Below are 21176 nucleotides of genomic sequence, written 5' to 3'. Positions count from 1 at the left end.
GGCTGGTCTTTGATCCAAAGGAATTCTCACCAGTCCGAAGACCGACGAGGATAATTTGGCATTTGACAAGTGCACGCTGTTGAGTTCTCAAGGATCGGATGCTCCCCCGACCCAGTCATCATAACCAGGCCCGAAGGGCAACTTCTCTATCTTATCCCCCTCCTCCAGCTTGTCAAATCGACGCGCCGAGCGGATTTGAGATCCGCATCGCAGTCGAAATGAACCGCAGAAGAGGTGGAAGCTCCCATCCTAGCCACAAGCGGCAGGCCCTCACAACTGAGAGGTTTGGGAGTGGTTCTCCACTTGAGGGGGGTGAGGCTTTTCGGCCTTTCCGCTTCCCTGTGGGGCGAACAAGTAATAACTTACGCGGGTTGCGGGGTTCGGGCAAATCGGGGCGGTATCCCTGGCGTGTCGCGCCCCTCTCCCGCGGGATCCCGCCCCTCTGCCACGGGATCGCGCCGGCCACGGCACTCCCCCGGATACGCAGAAAGCCCCTGCTGTAACAGCAGGGGCTTTCGTGAAACGCGATCAGAAGACGTTGACATCCAGCGGGATGCCGGGGCCGAACGTGGTCGACACCGTGCCCTTCTGGATGTAGCGACCCTTTGCGCTCGACGGCTTGAGACGAACGATCTCGTCAAGGGCAGCACCGATGTTCTCATCGAGCTGCTCTGCCGAGAAGGATGCCTTGCCGACGATGAAGTGCACGTTCGAGTGCTTGTCGACGCGGAACTCGATCTTTCCGCCCTTGATCTCCTCAACGGCCTTCGCCGGGTTCGGAGTCACGGTGCCAGTCTTCGGGTTCGGCATCAGGCCACGGGGGCCGAGGACCTTACCCAGTCGACCGACCTGGCCCATGAGCTCAGGGGTCGAGACTGCGGAGTCGAAGTCGGTCCAGCCGCCAGCGACCTTCTCGATGAGCTCGGCGCCGCCGACCTCATCTGCACCTGCGGCGATGGCAGCTTCAGCTGCGGGGCCGGTGGCGAAGACGATGACACGAGCGGTCTTGCCCGTACCGTGCGGAAGCATGACGGTGCCGCGCACCATCTGGTCTGCCTTGCGCGGGTCAACGGCAAGCTTCAGCGCGACCTCGACGGTCGAGTTGAACTTTGCCGAGCCGGTCTCCTTCGCGAGAGCGACAGCCTCGGTCGGAGTGTAGAAACGGTCTGCCTCGATCTTCGAGACAGCAGCCTTGTAAGCCTTGGACTTTGCCATGATTATTCCCCTTAGCCCTCGACCGTGATGCCCATGGAGCGGGCTGTTCCGGCGATGATCTTCGAGGCAGCCTCGATGTCGTTCGCGTTCAGATCGGCCTGCTTGGTCTCGGCGATCTGACGGACCTGGTCCTTGGTGATCTTCGCAACCTTGACCGTGTGCGGCGTAGCCGAACCCTTCGGGACGCCAGCAGCCTTCTTGATGAGCTCTGCAGCCGGCGGGGTCTTCAGGATGAACGTGAAGCTGCGGTCCTCGTAGACAGTGATCTCAACGGGGACGACGTTTCCGCGCTGCGACTCGGTCGCGGCGTTGTACGCCTTGCAGAACTCCATGATGTTCACGCCATGCTGACCGAGCGCGGGGCCGATCGGCGGCGCTGGGTTAGCTGCACCGGCGTTGATCTGAAGCTTGATCAGGCCGGTCACCTTCTTCTTAGGTGCCATTTCCTCTTCCTTTCATCGAACGGATGCCGGGGCATCCGATCTCCCACGAACCCGGTGTCTCCGAGACGTGGTGTGCTGCGCGCGCACGAAATGCGCACACAAACCATCCCAGTGTACCCGACGCAGAACGCCCCGTCGGCCGGAGCCGAACGGGGCGTTCGCGAAGCGTGTTTCGAGAGTCAGAGCATCTTGGTGACCTGGTCGAACGACAGCTCGACCGGGGTCTCGCGCTCGAACAGGGAGACGAGCACGGTGAGCTTGCCGCTCTCTGGCTTGATCTCGCTGATCGAACCAGGCAGGCCAGCGAACGAGCCTTCCTTGATGGTGATGGTCTCGCCGACTTCGAAGTCAACCTCAGCTGGGATCGAGCGGGCCACAGCCAGGCCGCCCTTGGACTGAACGTTCTTCGCCGTCGGAATGTCCTTGACCTCGACGAGTGCCTTCAGCATGTTGAAGGCTTCTTCGAAGCGCAGCGGTGTCGGGTTGTGGGCGTTGCCCACGAAGCCGGTGACACCAGGAGTGTGGCGGACGACAGACCAGGTGTCCTCGTTGAGCTCCATGCGCACGAGCACGTAGCCGGGGATCCGGACGCGCGTGACCATCTTGCGCTGACCGTTCTTGATCTCGACGACGTCCTCCATCGGGACCTCGATCTGATAGATGTCGTCCTCGACCTCGAGCGTCGACTTGCGCTGCTCGATGTTGGCCTTCACCTTGCGCTCGAACCCGGCGTAGGAGTGGATGACGTACCACTTGCCCGGAAGCATCCGCAGGTCCATGCGGAAGGCCTCATAGGGGTCTTCTTCAGCAGGCTCTTCTTCAGCGGACTCGTCGTCAGCGGCGTCTTCTTCGCCATTGACGTCGGGGCCGTCGTAGGGTGCTACCTCTTCGGCTGCAGCAGCTTCGTCTTCGGCAGCCTCTTCGGCGGTCGAGTCGTTTAGGACCTCGGCTGCAGCTTCGGTCTCTGCAGTCTCGTCCAGGTTGAGAGCGTCGTTCACGATCGCGTCCGCCTCCGGGTCGTTGATGTCAATGTCTTCGGCACCTTCGTCCGAGCCGTCGGCGTCGTCCTCGATGTGCACAGCAATACGCTCGGCCGGTGCAGATGACTGCTCTTCGGCGGAGAGCACGTTGCCCTCTTGGGCTTCGTCGTCCTCGCTGGACTGCTCCGCGGCGGTCGCCATGTCGGCGTCGTCGGAATATCGTTCAGACACGTTGTTTCTTTCCATTCATAGCGGTCGAGCCGCAGGAGTGACGCTTACTGCGGCACTCCGAAGACCTGTGTAGTCAGCCACGAGAAGGCAGCATCCAGGCCGTAGACGAGCGCCATCATGATGGCGACGAAAACCAGCACGACACCGGTGAACTTGAAGAGTTCTTTGCGCGTCGGTGTGACGACCTTGCGCAACTCGCCCAACACCTGACGGAAGAACAGAGCGATACGGCCGAAGAAGCCGAGCCTGTTCACGCTCGCGGCACCGCCTGACGCGACGATTTCGCCGCGCGGTTCGTCCTGATCCATCGTGAATGTACCTTTCCGTGTGCCAGCGTGGCGCTGACGCGCAGGGCGGACAGGAATCGAACCTGCAACCTGCGGTTTTGGAGACCGCTGCTCTGCCAATTGAGCTACCGCCCTAGAGACCTGATGGCCCCTGGGATCCGCACCTCCCCCGCACCCATGGGCACGGAAAAAGAATGCAGACAACTGCTCCTCCAGTGTAGAGCATGCTGCGTGCCCCGGCGAACAAAGCCGGCTTCACCCGGGGCGCAGCGGCTCAGAACAACTGCCGCCAGTTCGCCTTGGCGAGGTCGAGGAGCTCGTCGCCGCGGCCCGACATCACCGTGCGGATGGCGTAGAGCGCGAAGCCCTTGACCTGATCGGCGGTGATCGTCGGCGGCATCGAGAGTTCCTGCCGCTCGGTGACCACGTCCAGCAGCGCAGGCCCATCATGAGCGAGGACTTCGCGCACGGCATCCGGCAGATCCTCGCTGCGCTCCACCCGCCTGGCGAAGATCCCGAGCGCCTCGGCGACGGCTGCGAAGTTCGGGTTCTCAAGATCGGTGGCGTAGGTGACGAAGCCGGCCGCCTTCATCTCGAGTTCGACGAAGTTGAGCGAGGAGTTGTTCACCACGATCGTCTTCACCGGCAGCCTGTTCTGGGTGAGGGTGATGAGCTCGCCGAGCATCATCGCCAGGCCCCCATCCCCCGCCAGCGCGACCACCTGACGGTCCGGCTGTGCGGTCTGCGCCCCGATCCCGTGCATGAGCGCGTTCGCCATCGAGCCGTGTGTGAAGGAGCCGATCAGACGGCGCCGCCCGTTCATGGTCAGGTAGCGCGCAGCCCACACGGTTGGTGAGCCGACATCCGCCGTGAAGATTGCGTCCTCGTTCGCATGTTCGTCGAGAAGACGGGCAAGATACTGCGGATGAATCGGGTTCGAACCCTTGGACGGCACCGCGAGCTCGTCAAGTTTCGTGCGCGTCTTCCGGTAGTGCGCAACGGCATCATCGACATGCGAGCGGTCGCTCTTCTCGGCGAGCCGCGGCAACAGGGCTGTGACGGTCGCCTTCACATCGCCCACGAGTCCGAGATCGAGCGGATGCCGTTTGCCGAGCTGCGAACCGCGGATGTCGACCTGAATTGTGGTGACGCCGTCGGGGTAGAACTGCGTGTACGGGAAATCTGTGCCCAGCAGCAGCACCGTGTCGGCGGCATCCATCGCCCGAAAACCCGACGCGAAGCCGAGCAATCCGGTCATGCCGACATCGAAGGGGTTGTCGTGCTCGATGAACTCCTTGCCGCGCAGGGCATGCACGACGGGCGCTCCGAGCCGGTCAGCGAGCGCGACGACCTCGTCGTGGGCACCTTCAACTCCGGCGCCGGCGAGGATCGTGACCCGCTCTGCGGCGTTGAGCAGACGTGCGGCTTCTTCGAGCTCTGCGGGGCTGGGGACAACGATCGGACGCGTGCGCGTGATCACGCTCGCCCGATCATCCGCAACCTCGGAAAGGGCGACATCGCCCGGGATGACGAGCACGGCAACTCCGCGCTGTTCAATGGCGGCGCGCATCGCGATCTCCAGCATCCGCGGCATCTGCACCGGATCGGCGACGTACTCGACGTACACGCTGCACTCGCGGAACAGCTCCTGCGGATGGGTCTCCTGGAAGTATCCGGTGCCGATCTCATGCGTCGGGATGTGCGCGGCGATCGCCAGCACCGGCACGCGCGAGCGCTGCGCATCGAAGAGTCCGTTGATGAGGTGCAGGTTGCCTGGCCCGCACGAACCAGCGACGACGGCGAGATCCCCCGTGATCGCTGCATCCGCGGCCGCCGCGAACGCAGCCGACTCCTCATGGCGCACGTGCAGCCAGCGGATCGTGCCGTCCTTGCGCAGCGCGTCGGTGAAGCCGTTGAGGGAATCACCCGGGATGCCGTAGACCCGGTCGATGTTGTTAGCCCGGAGGGTGCGGACGATGTTCTCGGCGACGTTGACCATGCCCCCGAGGCTACCCTCGACCACATCGGCGCGGGTCGTCTCAGCGACAACCCGCGGACTCGACCCTGAAACAGAGCGAGAGACCCCGGCATCCGTCTGGGGCGGATGCCGGGGCCTCTCCGGTCGGGGTCAGAGCGCGATCTCCAGCAGTGTGATCGAGTGCGCGGGAAATTCGTGCGTCCCCGCGCTGATGTCCACGGTGATGGGCGCGCTGAGCGAGATCGTGTCGGGGGCATCGAACGAGTTCCAGGCGAAGAGGTCATCGACGCCAGCCCCAATCTGGCTCATCGTCGCTTGGGATGCCGAGATTCCGCCCAGGCCCAGCTGCGCGGTGATCGCGTCGCGTGCCGACCTGTTGATCACCGCGATCTGCAGGAACCTGTCGTCGTCACTGAGCGTCGCCGTGACGTCGAGGTAGCTCATCATCGCCGGGCGGGTGCGCGCAGCTCCGGATGCCCGCAGGATCTCAGCTCCGAGTCGGAGTTCGACGGTGGATGCCGGCGAATCGAGTCGCACGTCAACTGGGCGCCGTCCCATCCGGTTTTGATAGAGATCCCACACATGGAACGTCGCCGCGCGCACCAGGCCGTTCGGGCGCACGCTGATGAGCCCGTTGGCATTGACGAGGTTGACGGTGTTCGCCATCGTCACCGGCACGTCAAGCTGTGATGTGCGGTGCAGAACGTGGAAGACGCCGGCGTAGAACAGGGCGTCGGCGAGCGTGCGCTGGCTGTAGCGGTTGACCTGCACGCCGGATGCGGCGGTCGGGGCGTCCGGTGCCTCGATCTCGCGCGGCGCGACGCCTCCGTCGTCGCCAGGAAGCGGCTCCGGCCAGGAGGCAGGCTCCAGGTGACGAATGTTCCATTCGTCCATCGCGATCCCGACGCGGCGGGTGATGTGATTCTCGGCCAGCAGTCGCGATATGACCTCCGAGGCATCCTGCAGCGTCTGCTCGAAGTACATCGGCTGCGCGACGATCCGGTCGAACTCCGCCTCTGTCGGCTGCATCCGGTGCAGGCTGACCCCATACAGGTGGATGGAGAAGTAGTCGATGATGCCACCGAGCGCGGGCACGACCTCCTCGAGCCACGACTCCTTCTCCCAACCCACGGCGATGAGCTTGATGTCGCCGTCGACGAGACGCATGAACCGCGCATGCTCGCGGGCGTCAATGACGTACTGCGCCGCCGAGCGCTGGCCCATCTGCCACGGACCCCAGACCTCATTGCCGATACCCCAGTACTTCACGGGTCTCGGCTCCGGGATGCCGTCGGCCTTGCGCTGGCGCGTCATCGTGGTGTCGCCCGCATAATTCGTGTACTCGACCCAGCGCACGGCATCGTCGACGCTGCGTCCGCTGTGCCCGAGGTAAGGGGTCGTGCCGACCGCATCGCACCAGGCGAGGAACTCGGCCGTGCCGAAGCGGTTGCTCTCCTCCGATCCCCAGGCCAGCTCAAGCGTGCGCGGACGCTCGTCACGAGGGCCAACGCCGTCCATCCAGCGATACGGCGAGGTAAAGTTGCCGCCGGGCCAGCGCACGATCGGCAGGCCGAGCTCGCGGCACGCCTCGATGACGTCGAGTCTGCATCCGTTCAGCGGGGTGTCGCCACTGTCGGAGAGCGCGCTGCCCTCATCGAACACGCCGCCCTCGATGTTCTGGAAGAACGCCGATTCGAGGAAGTGCCCAAAGATGTGGTCATCGATTCGCTTCCCATCCACGATCGATTCGATGCTGATCCTCGCGGCGTTGCGATTGTTCTCGGTTCCGTGTTCCATGGTTTAGCCCTTCACGCTTCCGGCGGCGACGCCCTCGATGATGAACCGCTGAGCGAAGCTGTACATGAGCAGCACCGGGATGCTGGCGACGACCGCTCCGGCCATCAGGATGTCGTAGCGCGTGCCGTTGGCGCCCTGCAGCAGCTTGAGGCCTGCCGGAAGAGTCTGCATGTCCGAGCTGAACATGACGAAGACCGGCCAGAGGTAATCGTTCCAACTGGCAAGGAACGACAACACGAACAGGGTTACGATCGCCGGCTGCGCCAGCGGCACCATGATTCGCCAGAAGATCGTCCACTGGTTGCATCCGTCAATCCTCGCGGCCTCCTCGATCGCGGTGGGCACACCGAGGAAAAACTGCCGCAGGAAGAACACACCGAACGCGCCAGCCGCCGACGGGATGATGAGCGCCTGGTAAGAGTTGAGCCAGCCCAGCTCGTTCACGATGAGAAAGTGCGGGATGAGGTAGACCACTGCCGGGATGAACAACGTCCCCATGATCAGCGCGAACAGCACCTTCTTGCCGCGGAACTCCATCCGGGCGAGCGAGTACGCCGCCGTGGTGGCGAGCACCACGACGAGCACCGCGTGGCACAGCGCGACGAACAGGCTGTTGCCGAGCCAGCGCAGCACCGGCGTCTCCGGGTCGGTCAGCACGTCGACGTAGGCGTTGAGCGTCGGCGACTGCGGGATCAGCGAGACGCCGCCGCCTTGGATCTCCGACATCGGCTTGAGCGAGGTCGACAGCATGAACACCAGCGGAGCGATGACGATGACCGCGAGTGCGATTAGCGTCGCCCAGAAGGCGATGCGCGGCAGGCGCGAGCGCGTCGACACTTCGCGGGGACGCGTGCGGTTCCTGCGAGCTGACGTGATCAGCTCGGTCGCAGTGGTGGTCATTCGTCGCTCCCTCCTACGCGGCGGAACATGAAGAGCACGAGTCCGCTGGCCGCCATCAGCAGCACCGCCACGATCATGCTCATCGCCGACGCCGCGCCGATGTTGTAGTTCTGCATACCGGTGGTCGCGATGACGCCGATCACCGTACGCGTCGCTGTTCCGGGGCCTTCCAGCGTGATGATCGCGGACTGCCCGTACATGTTCGCGGAGGCGATGATCGTCATCGTCAGCATGAACTGCAGCACGCGTTTCGTGCCGGGCACTGTGACGGTCCAGAACCGCCGCCAGGCGCCGGCGCCATCCATCTTGGCCGCCTCATGCAGTTCTGCGGGAACGTCCTGTAGCGCGGCGAGGTAGATCACGGCGTTGAAGCCGAGGGTCCACCACACCGTCACGGTGATGAGCGAGACGTAGGCCTCCGGCATGGAGGTCGTCCATGAGATGTCTGACGGAAGCCCCACCATCTCGAGCAGCGCGTTCACCGGGCCGAGCTGACGGTCAAGCAGGTACCGCCAGAGCAGACCGATGACCGCGACGCTCAGCACGTACGGCGCGAAGAAGACCGCGCGGAAGAACGTGCGTCCGCGGAAGCGCTGGTGCAGCATCAGTGCCACGCAGACGGGGATGACGATGAGCAGGGGAACGCTGAACGCGGTGAAGACTCCGGTGACCTTCATACCCTGCCAGAAGTTCTGCGCGAGGCTGGTCTCGCCGGCGAATAGCTCGGCGTAGTTCTTGAAGCCGACGAACGGCTGGTTGGGGAGCCCCAACACCCAGGTGTAGAGGCTCCCCGCCAGACCCGCGCCGATCGGCAGTAGCACGAAGACTGCGAACAGCACGAAGAACGGCAGCAGGAAGAGGTACGGAGTGACCCGCCATCCGGTCTTCACTCCGCGCCTCGCCGCAGGTGGGGAGCTCCGGCGCGTGGCGGGAAGCTCCTCGGTCATGGTCGCAGTCATCGTGCTCCGTCAGATTGGTGTCGCGGTGAGCGCCGGCTCAGAAGCCGTACAGCTTGCGGTTCTCGTCAAGCTGCCTCTGCGCGTTGGTCTGCGCAGCCTGGAGCGCGGCCTTCGGCGTGCTCTGCAGCAGCACCGCCTCGGCGATGGCGGGCTGGTAGGTGTTGCCACCGATGTCGCGTCCGCCTGGCAGCTGCGGCAGAAAAGTGAAAGCGTCGTAGACCTCGCTCTTGTTCAGTGCTGCCTGCGGGCTCGAGGTGAACTCCTTCTCGTCGCGCGCGCTGGCGCGCGCCGGGATGTTACCGGACGCTGACCATCCCACCGAGTTCTTCGAGATCCAGTCGACGAAAACACGGGCGGCGGTTCCGGCATTCTCATCGGTGTCGGCTTGCTTGGTGAGCGTGAAGTTGTGAGAGTTTGCGAAGGCGCCAGCCTTGCTTCCGATCGTTGGGAACGCGGATAGGTCGACGTCCAGGTCGGGGGCATTTGTCGAGAAATCGGCGATCGACCACAGGCCGTCGGTGAGATATGCGGCCTTGCCGCTCATCATCGCCGGCCGAATGTCGACGACGCCTTCGGGGCTCACGCCGTTCTTGACCTGCGCCACCATCCACTCGAGCGCGTCGATTCCCGCCTCGGATGCGAAGTCGTACTTCTCCGTGTTCGCATTGTAAAGCTGCCCGTCGTGCTGCGTCAGCAGACCAAACCACATCTGCCACATAGGCGAGATCGATGGCACCCAGAACGGGTTCGCGATACCGCTGCCATGCAACGCCTTCATCGCGGCATCGAACTCGCTCGCGCCGTTGAGAGGGCCGGTGATGCCCGCCTTTTCGAATGCCGCGACGTCCCAGTACTGGGCGATCGTGAACATATCGAGAGGGATGCCGTAGCGCTTCTCCCGGAAGAGGCTTCCGGACCAGACGCTCGGTGCGAAGTCATTCTCGGTCAGTCCGAGCGCATTCGTCACGTCATCCAGCGGCACGATGGTGCCGCGAACCGCGAACGTTGCCAGCTGGTCGAGCTGCATGAGGGCGACCTCTGGCCCTTCCCCCGCCTCGACCGCGGTGACGATCTTCGAGTACAGGTCGGCCCACACCATCGAGGTGGTCTTCACCTGGATGTTCTCGTGCGCGGCGTTGAAGGCGTCGACCATGCTGAGCATGGTGTCACCGTCACCGCCGGTCAGGCCGTTCCAGTAGTTGAGCGTAACCTTCGGGCCGTCGTATGTCGCGGTGAACGTGGGGCGCGGCGTCGAGGAGCCCGTCACCGACGTCCCACTGCAGGCAGCGAGTAGCAGGGATCCTGCCGCCAGGCCTGTCACCGAGAGGAACCCGCGTCGCGAGAACTCGGATCCGACACCATTGTGCATCCTGTTGACCATTGTGGTTCCTGTTCTGAGTAGGTGCTTGCTATCTGTCATCGAAAGAGCTGAGGGACACGTCGAAATCCTGCTCACCGACTGGATACATGGATGCCATCCAGTGATAAAAGTTGTCTCCGCGTTCACGAAGCTGCAGGTACAGCCGACGCAACAGTCCGTCCCGAGTGACACGCAACTCCGGGTGCCCGTAGCGGTTCTGCAGCTCGTCCGGATCATCGACGAGGTCGTAGAGCTCGTTGACCGATTCCGGATTCACGACGATCTTGTAGCGATCGGTGACCAGCATCCGCTGCGGGTACGGGAAGTGGTGCCCGTGGAACTCGAGCACGAGATCCTCGCGCCACTCCGGGTCCTCATGACGCACGATCGGCGACAGACTGGTGCCGTCCACGGCCTGGGCGCTGTCGAGGCCCGCGACGTCGAGGATCGTCGCCGTGAAGTCGAGCAGGGTGGCGAAATGATCGACGAATTGCGGTTCGTGCCCGCCGGGCAGGCGAACGACACCAGGGATTCGGTAGATGTCCTCATAGGCGGCCGGACCTTTGTCGTGCAGGCGGTGTGCACCGGTGAACTCGCCGTGGTCGGCACCGAAGAACACCGCGGCGTCGTCGTACACGCCCAGCTCCTTGGCCACTTCGATGATGCGACCGATCTGCTCGTCAATAAGGGTGACGTAGCCCCAGTATGCGGCGATGAGCTTCTTCGATGTCGCAGTGGAGAGCGTGTCAAACGCCCAGTGTGCCGAGTAGTTCGCTTGAACGGGCGGCTTGTTCGCGAACGTCTCCGCCACTGACTTCGGCAGCATCATCTCATCGGGGTCGTACATGTCGAAGTACTTCGACGGGATGTTGTAGGGCAGGTGCGGTCCGAAGAAGTGGGTGGCCATGAAGAACGGTCGGCCCGACTCCTTGTGCTCTGTGGCGTACTCTCGCAGCTGACGTATGGTGCGCTCGGCGAGGAAGTACTCGAACGTCGCCTCGACGGGCTGGTCCAGTCGCGCAGCCAGCAGGTTCCCCGGAGAGCCGTTCGGAAAGGTGCCGCGGATCTCATCACTCAGTGCGTACGGCGGCAAATCGTTCTCCTCGAGGTAGGAGAGGTACTCGGCGTGATCGACGGGGTTGTGCCAACCGTGCATCGCCGGGCCATCGAAGCCGTAGTCGTTCTGCGTCCGCTCTAGACCGACGTGCCACTTGCCGACGAGTCCGACGTTGTATCCGGCATCCCTCAGCGCCGTACCAAAGGTGAACTCGTCATCGGCGAGCTCATCGCGGTAGCCAACGTTGCGCTCGTAGTTGGCCAGCAGCTGGTGGCGGAAGGGTGCGGCTCCGGTGAGTAGGCTCGCCCGCGCCGGGGTGCATATCGCGGTGGGAGTGTAGAAACGACGGAAGGTCGTGCCCTCGGCGGCGATCGCATCGAGCACCGGTGTGGAGACGATGTCGTTGCCGTAGCAGCCTAGGGTGTCGATCCGATGCTGATCTGTGAAGAAGAAGAAGATGTTCGAGGTCATGCCGTCCGTGAAACCGTTCGCCGTTCGAGGGTGGCTCCGACTGTGTCGGAGAGAGGGATGCCGAGGTCCTGAAGCACCAGCGCGATGCCGCCCAGCGCTCCATCGATCGCGCCGAGTGAGGCGGTGCGGATCTGCAGGCGCTCGATGGCGTCGCCGTGCAGATGGCGGGCCATGCTCTGGCGCACTGCGCGGACGAGGTAGTCGCCGGTTCGCGAGAGCGCGCCGCCGAGCACGACGGATGACAGGTCCAGGATGTTGCAGGCATTCGCGAGCACCAGGCCGACGCGAGCTCCGGCATCGGCAATCACTGCCTGTGCGCGAGGCTCTGCCCGATCAAGCGCGCGGACGAGATCATCGATGGAGGAGGCGCCGGCGAGGGTGAGAACTTTCTCCAGGCCGACATAGGCCTCCAGACATCCACGATTCGAGCAACGACATTCGGGGCCGAGCGGATCGATGCACACGTGCCCGAACTCGCCGGCGGTTGCGGAGTTCCCATCGCGAACCTGGTTGTCGATGATCAGCAGGCCGCCGACGCCGCCGGACAGACGCATGTATGCCAGATCGTGCATGCTTTGCGCGGCGCCCCAGTAGAACTCCGCGAGGCCTGCGAGGCGGGCGTTGTTCTCCAGGCGCACCGGCACGCCGTAGCGCTCAACCAGGTGCGACTCGATCGCGCCGAGCACGCTGGAGCGTTGTGCGATCGTGCCGGGAACGCCGGCGCCGATCGCCAGCAGAGGGGAATTGACCGGCCGATTCGCGTCCAGGGAGTCGATAAGTTCGACGGCGATCGTCAGGCGGCTCTCCCACGCGGTCTCGCGCGCGTGTGATCGTGTGGCGGAGCCGGTGATGCGGTGTGCGGCATCGGACGCGACGACGGTGACGGCGTCATGGCTGAACTCAATTCCGACGAAAGTCCCGGAGTCGGGGTTGAGCGCGAGGGCCTCGGGTGTGCGCCCGACCCGCTTCGTGCTCGTCGACGCCTTCGAAGGGACAATGTGTCCACTGCGTATCAGCTCGCCGGTGATTTCGGAGATCGTCGCGCGCGAGAGGCCTGTGGCGGATACAAGCTGTGCACGGCTGGCTGCTCCCCTCACCCGGAGTATGTCGAGCACCTGCGACTGCCGTCCGCGTAGCGGAAGGTGTCTCTGAGCGGGGGCGGTCGACGTTGGCACAGAACTTATTTTGAAGAGAGAAGTTCATTCCGTCAAAACACCGACGGAAGTTCTGCCTGGTTGTTGACAGAACTAGGCAGAACGAGGGGAACTTCGCCTCGACAGGCGGGGATCGTGCCTCGGAGACACCGATCCCAGGCATCCGCTGTCGAGGGTGCCTGGGATCGGTGAGGCAGGGACCGTCAAGCCCATCGCGCAACTTCTGCGCTCGCACCTCAAGTACGTCTGAACGCCACCGCGCGGCGGCTCCTCATCGCGATAGAAGATGCGCTCACGATCTCGCCGCGCGATGCTCACATCGTTTCGCTTCAGTGTGGGAACCCGCAGAGTCACAGGGAGCGCATCCGCGCGACGGTTCTCCGTGTCCTTCTCCGAGCGAGAGGCCCCCGGCATCCGCTTTCGCGAACATCGAGGGCCTCTGCGATCGAGCGTTGTCAGCTCATCGGGATCACGGCATAGGTGAGCCAGGTGAGCAGGAACCCGGCGACGCCGAGCACGGTGGTCAGCGGCGTCCAGGTGCGCAGGCCATCCTTGACCGACAGGCCGAGGTAGCGCGTGACCACCCAGAAGCCGGAGTCGTTGACGTGGCTGAGGCCGAGCGCACCGTAACCGATCGCGACCGCGACGAGCGCGATGTGGATCGTGTCGAGGCCGAGCACGGCGACCGAGGGCAGCAGCAGACCCGCCGTCGTGGTGATGGCCACGGTGGCGGAGCCCTGGGCTGCGCGCATGATCAGCGAGATGAGGAAGGCAGCGAGCAGCAGCGGCATACCGCTGCCGGCGAGCAGCTCAGCAACCGCACCGCCGATGCCGGTCTCGGTGAGGACCTTTCCGAAAGCGCCACCGGCACCGGTGACCAGGATGATGACCGCGGCAGACGGCAGAGCCGACTCCATGACCTCACCGAGCTTCGCCGCCGACCAACCACGGCGAACACCGAGGAAGAACATCGCGGCGGCAATGGCGACCATGAGCGCGAAGATCGGCTGGCCGATCATCGAGAGGAATCCGTTCCAGAAGCTGCCGGCCTCGAACGAGGGCGCAACCGTGGTGCCGAGCATGATCAGCACGAGCGGCAGCAGGATGAGTCCGAGCACGGTGAATGCGCTCGGTGCCTTCTCACCGTCGCGCAGGCCCGCGTTGGCGGAGGTCTGGTCCGTTCCGAAGCTGTCGAACATCTCCTTCGTGGCCTCGATCATCGCGAATTCCTGGCGGTTGATGATCTTGCCCACCCAGAACGACAGCGCCGCGAGCGGGATGGAGATGATCAACGAGAAGATCAGCACCCAGCCCATGTCAGCGCCGAGGATGGTCGCGCCGCCGACGATGCCGGGGTGTGGCGGAACAGCGACGTGCACGGCGAGCATGATGCCGGCGACCGGCAGACCGAACTTGATCGGGTTCAGCCCCGCGATCTTTGAGAACGCGAAGATGATCGGGACGAGGATGATGAAGCCGGCGTCGAAGAACACCGGGATCGCGAGGATCGCCGCGGCGATGACCAGGGCAATACCGACCCGCTTCGGGCCCAGCCACTTGGTGAACTTGCCGGCGAGCGACTCCGCTCCTCCGGACAGTTCGATGATCTTGCCCAGCATCGACCCGAGGGCGACGAGCACGGCGACCGAGCCGAGCGTTCCGCCCACACCGGCGATGATCGCCTGGATGATGCCGAGCTTTTCGACCGTTCCATCGTCGGCTGTGATGCTCGTCATCGGCAGGCCGGCGGCAAGACCGACGACGATCGAGACGAGGATGAGGGCGTAGAACGCCTGCATCTTGAAGCGGATGATCAGCAGGAGCAGCAGCGCGAGGCCGGCGACTCCGATCGCGATCAGGGCGGGAAGAGGGAGCATCTCTGGATCTCTTCTTTCAATTGTCAGGGCGCAGATGCGCCGAGCGAGGTTTCAGGGCGCGGATGCGCCGAGCGTGTGTGGTCGGGTCAGGAAAGTCGTGCGGGGGCGATCACGCGGATCACAGCGGAGTCATCGTGTGCGCCGAGGCCCTGGGCCTCACCGAGCAGGAAGAGCTGCTCGGCGGCGTTCGCGACGGGGGTCGACAGGTGCGCGGCGCGAGCGGCCGTGCCGACGATCCCCATGTCCTTGACGAAGATGTCGAGGCGACTGAGCACCTCGGCACCGTCCTCGTCGTAGGCCTGCAGCGAGCGCGGTCCCCGGTTGCCGAGCATGAACGAGTTCGCAGCCCCCGCGGTGAGCGCCCCGAGGGTTTTCTCTCGGTCAAGGCCCAGCGCATCAGCGAGAGCGAGCGCTTCGGCCGCCGCTGCGATGTGCACACCGCACAGCAGCTGGTTGACGGTCTTAAGCGCCTGGCCATCGCCGGGCTTGTCACCCACGATCGACAGAGTCGAGGCCAGCTGCTCGAGCACAGGGCGAGCGACCTCAAGGGCTGCGGGCGTCGCGCCGACGACGATCAGCAGATCGCCCTCACCGGCGCGGACGGGGCCACCGGAGAGCGGAGCATCCACAAGCTGCGCACTGTGCTCGGCCAGACGGCGGGCGATCTCGCCGATCCCGTCGATGCCGACGGTGCTGGTGAGGATCACGACAGCACCATCGTCGAGGTGCGAAGCCAGCGCGGTGTCCCCGAACAGCAGGTCGTCGAGCTGGGCACCGTTGCGGACCGCTACGAGCACGGCCTGCGCGCCGGCGACGGCATCCGCGGCAGAATCAGCAGCCTTCACGCCCTTTTCCGCGGCGAGGGCGATGCGCTCGGCCGCGATATCGAAGCCGCGCACCTCGAAGCGCTCGGCGAGACGGGTGGCCATCGGCAGGCCCATGGCACCGAGACCGATGACGGCGACAGTGGATGTGGAAGTCATGTCTGTTCCTTCAGTTCGTTGTGGCGCAATGAGCGTCAGCAGGTTGTGCGCGGTACGCGTCAGTTGGCGTCGGCGAGCGTGGCAACGACGCGGGCCAACGAGTCCGGTTCACCGACATTGCCGGCGAACACGATGTAGGGGATGCCGACGGCAGGGCCAGTCTGCGGCTGCCACAGCGAGACGATGCCGGGCAGCATCGGGCCGAGCACGGTGGCGCGTCGAATCTCGAGCGCTTCGCTGGCGACGTCGCTAGAGGTAATGCCGCCCTTCGCGATCACGAACCGCGGCGGGGCGATCGCCAGCACACGACGCACGAGTTCGACGACGCCGCTGGAGACCTTGCGGGCGATCTCGAGGCTCTCCTCGCCGGTTGCGCCGGTGACGAGTTCGCGAGTGGTGTGCACGATCACCGATCCGGATGCCAGGGCTTCGGCGACCGCGTTCGCCTGAGCATCGAGGTACTGCTCGCGACGATCGTCGATGAGGCTGGGCACATCGAGTTCGATCGTGGCGGTGTCCGGGCGCTGGCGGCGCAGTTCTTCGAGCTGCTGGGTGGTCAGCGGCACGTGGCTGCCGACGACGACGAGACCGCCGCGGTCGTAGGCGAAGGGGATGTCGGCGGCCTTCACGGGCTCGGCGATCTCCTGGCCAATGTGGGCGCGGACGTACGGCGGGCCGACGCGCAGCAGCACCTCGCGCTCGGGCAGTTGCTGCAGCGCGAGTGCGACGACGCGCATATCGGATTCTTCGACGACGTCGACCGCGACGACACAGCCGGCGGGCAGGTCCCGGAGGAAGGATGCCACGGCGTCGACGCCCGAGCGGATGATGCTGATCGTGAGCGCTGCGACCTGGTCGGCCGGGATGCGGCCCTCGGTCTTCTCGGCGACCCAGTCCCGCAGGTTCGAGGAGGCGAATCCGAAGGTGGCGTCAGCGGCGAATGGGGTCTCCCCGACCGGCGTCGCCTCGCCGGCTGTGACCCAGTAGTGCACTGAGTCGACGGTGATGCGACCGGCATCCGGGAAGGCGGGAACGAGCAGGGTGAGTTCGGGAGCACCGCCGCCGTGAGCGACGATCTCAGCGGCGAGCACGTCGGTTTCGAGCGGGAAGTGACCGCGCAGGGTCGAGTCACCGCGCGAGACGAAGGTGACGCGGCGGCCGGATTCGGATGCTGCGGCGAGCGCGACCGCGACGACTTCGCGGTTGCGCTGGGCTGCGGATTCCTCGTCGAGGGAGCGCGTGTTGGTGAGCACGTAGATAGCTGGGGCGCCGGTGGCGAATGCGCCGGCGAGGTCTTCGTGCTCCCAGCGGGTGAGCACCGGGAGGTTCGCGACCGACTGGGTTCCGGTGGGGTCATCGTCCAGGACGACGAGGACACCCTGCGGATCAAGCGCTGCGCGCACCTCGGCGGCGTCGATCTCGACGGGGGCCGGCAGTGGGGCGAGAAGCGCATCGATATGCACGGGAACTCCTTCGTTCAGAGGGGGTTGTCGGCGAATCTCAGAGGGTTATCCGATATCAGATAACGAGGGTACGCCTAAACTCGCGCCCTGGCAAGCGGACTACTCGCCGAGCACGTAGTGCAGCAGGTCGTCACGGGTCTGGCGCATGTGACTGGCCATGGCCTCACGTGCCGCTGACCCGGATCGCGTGCGCATCGCCTCGAGCACCGCGGCGTGCTCGGCGATCGCGTGCTCACGAATCTCCAGCACGGCACTGGTCTCACTGCGGGAGTCCTGCAGGATCGCGGTGAGCGGACGCACGGATGCCACCAGAATCCGGTTGTCGGCGGCGGCGAAGATCACGTCGTGGAAGGCCAGGTCGGCATCCACGAACCCGGGGACATCGCCGTTCGCGTGCGCGGAGCGCATCTCCTCGAGCAGCTCCTCGAGCCGTTCGATGTGCTCATCGGTGCAGCGGGGAGCTGCGAGCTCGGCGGCTCCTGTCTCGAACATGACGCGCATATCGATGAGGTCTAGGGACGAGCGACGCCGTGCTCCCCCGCTGCGGGAGAAGCGGACGACGGCCTCGAGCCCGGTCCACTCGTCGACCGGGGCGACGCGGTGGCGACTGCCGGGAACGGGGACGATGACTCCCTGCGCCTGCAGCAGACGGACGCCCTCGCGCAGGGTGAGCCGTGAGACGCCGAGGAGTGCTGCGAGATCGGCCTCGGCCGGAAGGGTCTCTCCGGCCTCGAGTCGCCCGGCGATGATCTCATCCAGCAACCCGTCCACGACGGACTGCGTGCGGGAGACTCGTTCGGGTTTCATAGCACAACGGTAGCGCGCCGGCGGGCGGCGCGCCTTCCCGAGCGCCGCGACTCACCAGGTGGCGCGTGTGGCCGCATCCCGGCGCTGGGCGCGGCAACAAGCGCCACCTCCCATCGGTACCGCCCCGCGCAACCCCGCGCACGCCCGCGCCAGGTGTCGCAAACGGCCGCATCCCGGCGCTGCGCGCGGCAACAAGCACCACCTCCCGCGGCGGCACCCGCGGCGGCACACTCACCCGATCCGGATCAGCTTCTTGTTGACGAACTCATCGGCGGCCAGCATCCCGAGCTCGCGCGACGTACCGCTGCGCTTGACTCCGCCGAACGGCAGCTCCGGACTATCTGCGAGCACGAGGTTGACGTAGACCATGCCCGCCTCGATCCTGTCGGCGACGCGCTCGGCCTGCGCGGCATCCGTGGTGAACACGTACGACCCCAGCCCGAAGGGCGTGTCGTTCGCGATCGCAACGGCCTCTTCCTCCCGCGCCGCCCGGTACACGACCGCTGCCGGGCCGAACAGCTCCTCGCGGTACACATCCATGTCGGCTGTGACATCGGCGAGCACGGTCGGCGCGAAGAAGGCCCCGTCCCGCGTGCCGCCGGTCAGCAGCGTCGCACCCTGCGCCACCGCGCCATCGATCTGCGCCTGCAGTCTTTCCGCCGCAGCCAGCGATGACAGCGGTCCGAGCACGGTCTCCTCAGCGGTCGGATCCTCAGCGCTCACCGCCGCGAGCGCGGCGACGAACTTCGACACGAACTCCTCGTACAGCCCGTCGACGATGATGAAGCGCTTGGCTCCGTTGCAGGACTGACCGTTGTTGTCCAGGCGCGCATCGACGGCCGCTTGCACGACCGCATCCAGGTCATCCGTCGACAGCAGCAGGAATGGGTCGGACCCGCCCAGCTCCAGCGCGACCTTCTTCAGGTGGCGTCCGGCTACCTCGGCGACCGCGGAGCCCGCACGTTCGGACCCGGTGAGCGACACCCCGCGCACCCGCGGATCGGCGATGATCGTCGCTGCCTGCTCGTTGCTCGCGTACACGTTGATGTACGCACCGTCCGGTAGCCCGGCATCCCGGTAGATCGCCTCCAGTGCTGCCGACGATTCCGGACACTGGGAGGCGTGCTTGAGAATGATCGTGTTGCCGACGGCGAGATTGGGAGCAGCAAACCGCGCCACTTGGTAGGCCGGGAAGTTCCACGGCATGATCCCCAGCAGCGCGCCCAGCGCCGCACGCCGGATGACAGCGGTGCCCTCACCGAGAATATTCAGCGGCTGATCGTCGGTGATCTGCCCGATGTTGTCGGCATAGAACTCGATGATATCGGCGGCGAACTCGACCTCGCCGACGGCGGCAGCGATCGGCTTGCCCATCTCGCGCACGATGATCGCGGCGAGCTCGTCGGTCCGTTCGCGGTGCAACTGCGCGATGCGGCGAATCACGGCAGCGCGATCGGCCGGTGCCGTGGCCGACCAGGTGGATGCTGCGCGATGCGCCCGTGCGACAGCATCCTCGATCTGGGCGTCGGTGAACGTGTCGTACGTCGCCAGCGTCTCGCCGGTCGCGGGGTTGGTGACAGAGTAAGCGGTCATCATCGTCCTCTCGTTGTCTGCGGATTCAGCTGACGGGGGTCAGCTGTTCGGGATCAGGGTGTACTTCGTGGAGAGGTACTCGTGGATGCCCTCGAGCCCGCCCTCACGGCCGATGCCAGACTGTTTGACACCGCCGAAGGGTGCTGCCGCGTTCGAGACGACTCCGACGTTGAGGCCCATCATGCCGGTCTCGAGTGCGTCGATCATCCGGTGTCCGCGGGCGAGGTCCTCGGTGAACACGTAGGAGACCAGACCGTACTCGGTGGCATTAGCCAGGCGAACGCCCTCCTCCTCGGTGTCGAAGGTGGCGATGGCGAGCACCGGCCCGAAGATCTCCTCGCGCAGGATGTCACTGCCCGCGGCCACATCGGCGATAACCGTGGGTTCGAAGAAAGTGCCTTCGCCGTCGATCGCACTGCCACCGGCGAGAACGCGCGCACCACGGCCGACGGCATCGTCGACGAGCGCACCGGCCTTGGCAACAGCATCCGCGTCGATCAGCGGGCCGATCGTGACGGCATCGTCGGTGCCGCGTCCGACCTTCATCTCCTTGACGCGAGCGGCGACCCGGTCGGCGAAGTCCGCCGCGACCGAGGAGTGCACGATGAAGCGGTTCGCCGCCGTGCAGGCCTGGCCGATGTTGCGGAATTTTGCGAGCATCGCGCCGTCGACGGCCTTGTCGAGGTCGGCATCGTCGAACACGACGAACGGCGCGTTGCCGCCGAGCTCCATCGACACGCGCAGCACCCCGTCCGCGGCCTGGGCGATGAGTTTTCGGCCCACCTCGGTGGAGCCGGTGAACGAAAGCTTCCGCAGCCGCGGATCGGCGATAATCGGCGCCGACAGCTTCGACGACGACGAGGTCTGCACAACGTTGACGACGCCCTTCGGGAGCCCGGCCTGTTCGAGCAGTTTCGTGAAGAAGATCGTCGTCAAGGGCGTGAGCGCTGCGGGTTTGATCACGACCGTGCAGCCGGCCGCGAGCGCCGGGGCGATCTTGCGGGTCGCCATCGCGAACGGAAAGTTCCACGGGGTGATGAAGAACGACGGCCCGACCGGACGCTGCGACACGATCATCGTTCCGGTGCCCTCGGGGTTCTGCCCGTACCGGCCGGCGATGCGCACGGCCTCTTCACTGAACCAGCGCAGAAACTCACCGCCGTAGCCGACCTCACCGCGCGCTTCGGCGAGGGGCTTGCCCATCTCGAGCGTCATCAGCAGGGCGAGGTCTTCTTTGTGCTGCTGCACGAGGTCGAAGGCGCGGCGCAGAATGTCGCTGCGCTCGCGCGGGGCTGTGGCGGCCCACCCCTCTTGGGCGGCGACTGCCGCGTCGAGCGCCAGGGTGCCGTCCTCGGGGCTCGCGTCGGCGATCGATGCGAGCACCGCACCGGTTGCCGGGTCGTTGACGTCGAAGGTGCGCCCGCCGGTGGCATCCCGCCATTCACCGCCGATGAAAAGTCCAGTCGGGATGCTGTCGAGCAGAGCGCGCTCGTCGGATGCAGTGGTCATGGTCGTCTCCTTCAGGATCGGGGTGTCCGCGATGCTGAAGACGACGCGTGCAATCGAGCCACGGTGCCGCCCTTCCGTATCAGCGGTGATGCCGGAGAAGCATCGGCCGTGA

The 21176-nt window shown here is 65.3% G+C and carries 17 protein-coding genes and 1 tRNA gene; all 18 read right to left on the bottom strand.

The window, feature by feature from the left end:
- Window positions 1-528: 528 nt before the first annotated feature.
- The gene (gene rplA, locus ACSU1L_RS15425; RefSeq protein WP_438255865.1) at window positions 529-1215 is read right to left on the bottom strand and encodes a 50S ribosomal protein L1; all 687 of its coding nucleotides are present in this window, start codon (window positions 1213-1215) and stop codon (window positions 529-531) included.
- Between the two features lie 11 nt (window positions 1216-1226).
- On the bottom strand, window positions 1227-1658 hold the full coding sequence (gene rplK, locus ACSU1L_RS15420; RefSeq protein WP_438255864.1) for a 50S ribosomal protein L11: 432 nt from the start codon (window positions 1656-1658) through the stop codon (window positions 1227-1229).
- Between the two features lie 179 nt (window positions 1659-1837).
- A complete protein-coding gene (gene nusG / locus ACSU1L_RS15415) occupies window positions 1838-2869 on the bottom strand; it encodes a transcription termination/antitermination protein NusG (protein WP_439256378.1) in 1032 nt (343 codons plus the stop codon).
- Between the two features lie 44 nt (window positions 2870-2913).
- On the bottom strand, window positions 2914-3177 hold the full coding sequence (secE, locus tag ACSU1L_RS15410; protein ID WP_438255862.1) for a preprotein translocase subunit SecE: 264 nt from the start codon (window positions 3175-3177) through the stop codon (window positions 2914-2916).
- 41 nt (window positions 3178-3218) lie between these two features.
- Window positions 3219-3291, bottom strand: a tRNA-Trp gene (locus ACSU1L_RS15405).
- Between the two features lie 139 nt (window positions 3292-3430).
- Window positions 3431-5155 carry a ubiquinone-dependent pyruvate dehydrogenase gene (gene poxB, locus ACSU1L_RS15400; RefSeq protein ID WP_439256377.1) on the bottom strand — a complete coding sequence of 575 codons (1725 nt, stop codon included), beginning with the start codon at window positions 5153-5155 and terminating at the stop codon, window positions 3431-3433.
- 129 nt (window positions 5156-5284) lie between these two features.
- Window positions 5285-6931, bottom strand: a complete 1647-nt coding sequence (locus ACSU1L_RS15395) for an alpha-L-arabinofuranosidase C-terminal domain-containing protein (RefSeq protein ID WP_439256376.1) — start codon at window positions 6929-6931, stop codon at window positions 5285-5287.
- 3 nt (window positions 6932-6934) lie between these two features.
- Window positions 6935-7831: a carbohydrate ABC transporter permease gene (locus tag ACSU1L_RS15390; protein ID WP_439256375.1), complete on the bottom strand. Its 897-nt coding sequence runs from the start codon at window positions 7829-7831 to the stop codon at window positions 6935-6937.
- The gene (locus ACSU1L_RS15385) at window positions 7828-8790 is read right to left on the bottom strand and encodes a carbohydrate ABC transporter permease (protein WP_439256374.1); all 963 of its coding nucleotides are present in this window, start codon (window positions 8788-8790) and stop codon (window positions 7828-7830) included. Before ACSU1L_RS15385 ends, ACSU1L_RS15390 begins: the two co-directional genes overlap by 4 nt.
- Before the next feature lie 37 nt (window positions 8791-8827).
- The gene (locus ACSU1L_RS15380) at window positions 8828-10171 is read right to left on the bottom strand and encodes an extracellular solute-binding protein (protein ID WP_439256373.1); all 1344 of its coding nucleotides are present in this window, start codon (window positions 10169-10171) and stop codon (window positions 8828-8830) included.
- Window positions 10172-10199: 28 nt separating this feature from the next.
- A complete protein-coding gene (locus ACSU1L_RS15375; protein ID WP_439256372.1) occupies window positions 10200-11678 on the bottom strand; it encodes a sulfatase-like hydrolase/transferase in 1479 nt (492 codons plus the stop codon).
- Window positions 11675-12853: an ROK family protein gene (locus tag ACSU1L_RS15370; RefSeq protein WP_439256371.1), complete on the bottom strand. Its 1179-nt coding sequence runs from the start codon at window positions 12851-12853 to the stop codon at window positions 11675-11677. The genes ACSU1L_RS15375 and ACSU1L_RS15370 overlap by 4 nt, the downstream gene beginning before the upstream one ends.
- Before the next feature lie 434 nt (window positions 12854-13287).
- The gene (locus tag ACSU1L_RS15365; RefSeq protein WP_439256370.1) at window positions 13288-14709 is read right to left on the bottom strand and encodes a GntP family transporter; all 1422 of its coding nucleotides are present in this window, start codon (window positions 14707-14709) and stop codon (window positions 13288-13290) included.
- A gap of 86 nt (window positions 14710-14795) precedes the next feature.
- On the bottom strand, window positions 14796-15692 hold the full coding sequence (locus ACSU1L_RS15360) for an NAD(P)-dependent oxidoreductase (RefSeq protein WP_439256369.1): 897 nt from the start codon (window positions 15690-15692) through the stop codon (window positions 14796-14798).
- 59 nt (window positions 15693-15751) lie between these two features.
- The gene (locus ACSU1L_RS15355) at window positions 15752-17155 is read right to left on the bottom strand and encodes a four-carbon acid sugar kinase family protein (RefSeq protein WP_439256368.1); all 1404 of its coding nucleotides are present in this window, start codon (window positions 17153-17155) and stop codon (window positions 15752-15754) included.
- A gap of 99 nt (window positions 17156-17254) precedes the next feature.
- Window positions 17255-17962 carry a FadR/GntR family transcriptional regulator gene (locus tag ACSU1L_RS15350; protein ID WP_438255857.1) on the bottom strand — a complete coding sequence of 236 codons (708 nt, stop codon included), beginning with the start codon at window positions 17960-17962 and terminating at the stop codon, window positions 17255-17257.
- 231 nt (window positions 17963-18193) lie between these two features.
- A complete protein-coding gene (locus tag ACSU1L_RS15345; protein ID WP_439256367.1) occupies window positions 18194-19555 on the bottom strand; it encodes an NAD-dependent succinate-semialdehyde dehydrogenase in 1362 nt (453 codons plus the stop codon).
- Window positions 19556-19594: 39 nt separating this feature from the next.
- Entirely contained in the window at window positions 19595-21064 is a 1470-nt protein-coding gene (locus ACSU1L_RS15340) for an NAD-dependent succinate-semialdehyde dehydrogenase (protein WP_438255855.1), read from the bottom strand.
- Window positions 21065-21176 lie beyond the last annotated feature (112 nt).

The sequence above is a fragment of the Microbacterium sp. A94 genome (assembly GCF_051842855.1).
In the GTDB taxonomy this organism is placed as follows: domain Bacteria; phylum Actinomycetota; class Actinomycetes; order Actinomycetales; family Microbacteriaceae; genus Microbacterium.
The sequence above is the reverse complement of the archived record's forward strand: the minus strand, read 5'-3'. Positions and strand labels throughout refer to the sequence as shown.